We start from the raw sequence: 1498 nt of genomic DNA on the forward strand, positions 1-1498 counted from the left end.
GCTCGACCTTGTGCGGATCGAGCCCCGCCCATTGCGTCGCCCATTTGAACGGGATGACCAGCAAATTGAACAGGCGCTTGGCAAAGAAGAAGCAGACGAGAAAGGCGATGAAAAAGCCGCCCAGCGACCAGATCAGGCGGCGGCGCAACTCGATGAGATGCTCGATCAGCGGCGCCGACGATTTCTCGATTTCTTCCCTCTCCTTGTCCGTTACGCTCACTTGGCGGCCCCCGCCGTCTTCTTGGTGTCGGTTGTCTTCTTGGCCGCAGGCTTCTTGGCCGCGGCAGGCTTCGCCTCAGCCTTGGCGGCAGGCGCGGCGGCCTTGACCTGAGCCGGCGCGGTTTTGGCCGGCGCTTTTGCAGCCGGTGCCTTTGGCGCGGTTGCCGTTTTCGCCGCGGCGCCGGCCGTCCTGGCCTTGGCGGTCGCGGTCTTTTTCGCGGGCTTGGCCGCCTCAGACGCCTCCGACACCGATGCCGTGACGGAGGCGTCGGTCATGGTCGGAAAGATCGGGACAGCCGAGGCAGGCTCGGTTCCGTTGACGCCGGGCATGTCCGTCGCACCGTTCTTCAGCGGTTCGGCGGCCTGCGGCGTCTCCGCAGCCGGCGCCGTCGGATCGGCAGCCGGCTTGGGCTTCATCATCGTATCGACGCCGGCGCGCACATCGGCCGCGGCCTGCTCGAACGGATTGAGCTGCTTGCGCACCTCGTTCATCGGATTAAGGCTGCGAAGACTGTCGATCGAGCTCTTGACGTCATCGAGCTCGGCTTCCTTCAGCGCTTCGTTGAACTGCTTCTGGAAGTCGCCGGCCATGGCGCGCAATTTCGCCGCGGTGCGGCCGAAAGTGCGAAGCATATTGGGCAAATCCTTAGGCCCGACGACCACGATCATGACGACCGCGATCACCAGCAGTTCGCTCCAACCGACTTCGAACATGGCAATCTAATCCGACGCGTGCATGCCGCCCGCACATGCGAAGCGGTTTTGGGACAACGGCATGCTCAAAGCAACAACCGGGATCAGCTCTTGCTGACCTTTTCCTTGGCCGGCGAAACAGTCTCGTCGGCGCGGTGCTCGACGGTACGCTTGTCGTCAGCGTCGTCGTCAGCCATGCCCTTCTTGAAGCTCTTGATGCCCTTGGCCATGTCGCCCATCAGCTCGGGGATCTTGCCGCGGCCGAACACCAGAAGCACGATGACCAGCACGATCATCCAGTGCCAAATCGAAAACGAACCCATTGCAACTCTCTCTCGAATGTTTTCCCTGGCGATGATCTATGCGTTTTCGCTCGGGGATTCAAACACAACTGCAATGAAGTTGATAAAATGGCTAGCGGATGTCACGCAGTTTCGGCGTGAGCGCTGTGCTACGAATCCGCGCAGGCCTTGCTAATAAACCATTCGTGCGGGTTTTCGCGGTCACTCTTCCGTGACGCGCGGCGTCAGCAGTCCGAGTTCCTCGAGGTCGATATCGGTCAGCGCATCCTCGTCCTCGGTGAGCG

The 1498-nt window shown here is 61.5% G+C and carries 3 protein-coding genes; all 3 read right to left on the bottom strand.

Going from position 1 to position 1498, the window contains the following annotated elements:
* Positions 1-220 (bottom strand): twin-arginine translocase subunit TatC (locus EOD07_RS34035; RefSeq protein ID WP_206519647.1); only part of this gene is annotated, 220 nt, incomplete at its 3' end.
* The gene (gene tatB, locus EOD07_RS34040) at positions 217-933 is read right to left on the bottom strand and encodes a Sec-independent protein translocase protein TatB (protein ID WP_127238318.1); all 717 of its coding nucleotides are present in this window, start codon (positions 931-933) and stop codon (positions 217-219) included. The genes EOD07_RS34035 and tatB, both read right to left, overlap by 4 nt.
* An 83-nt stretch (positions 934-1016) precedes the next feature.
* Positions 1017-1235 (bottom strand): twin-arginine translocase TatA/TatE family subunit, encoded by a 219-nt coding sequence (locus EOD07_RS34045; protein WP_027167260.1) that lies wholly within the window; start codon positions 1233-1235, stop codon positions 1017-1019.
* Between the last annotated feature and the right edge of the window lie 263 nt (positions 1236-1498).

Source organism: Mesorhizobium sp. M2C.T.Ca.TU.002.02.1.1 (genome assembly GCF_003997225.1).

Coding starts and splice junctions, on each gene's coding strand:
- EOD07_RS34045 (WP_027167260.1), bottom strand. CDS start 1,235: ATGGGTTCGTTTTCGATTTGGCACTGGATGATCGTGCTGGTCATCGTG.
- tatB (WP_127238318.1), bottom strand. CDS start 933: ATGTTCGAAGTCGGTTGGAGCGAACTGCTGGTGATCGCGGTCGTCATG.